The sequence below is a fragment of the Secundilactobacillus silagei JCM 19001 genome, from assembly GCF_002217945.1.
Taxonomy (GTDB): Bacteria; Bacillota; Bacilli; order Lactobacillales; family Lactobacillaceae; genus Secundilactobacillus; species Secundilactobacillus silagei.
On sequence record NZ_BCMG01000059.1, the window covers coordinates 1 to 250 of the forward strand.

General features: G+C 45.2%; 1 rRNA gene. It reads left to right on the forward strand.

Going from position 1 to position 250, the window contains the following annotated elements:
• Positions 1–77: 77 nt before the first annotated feature.
• Positions 78–250: ribosomal RNA gene (locus CES79_RS12540) — 16S ribosomal RNA — on the forward strand; the annotation flags it as partial.

The window sequence follows — 250 nt, forward strand, 5'->3', positions numbered from 1 at the left end:
ATATCAGTTTCGGCTGATATCAAATGTAATTTGCGAAGTCAATTTCGCTAGTAATATTAATGAGTCACAAACAATCATAAAATGAGAGTTTGATCCTGGCTCAGGACGAACGCTGGCGGCGTGCCTAATACATGCAAGTCGAACGCATCCCGCTGAATTGAAGTGCTTGCACTGATTTTCAGCATTGGATGAGTGGCGAACTGGTGAGTAACACGTGGGTAACCTGCCCAGAAGCGGGGGATAACACTTG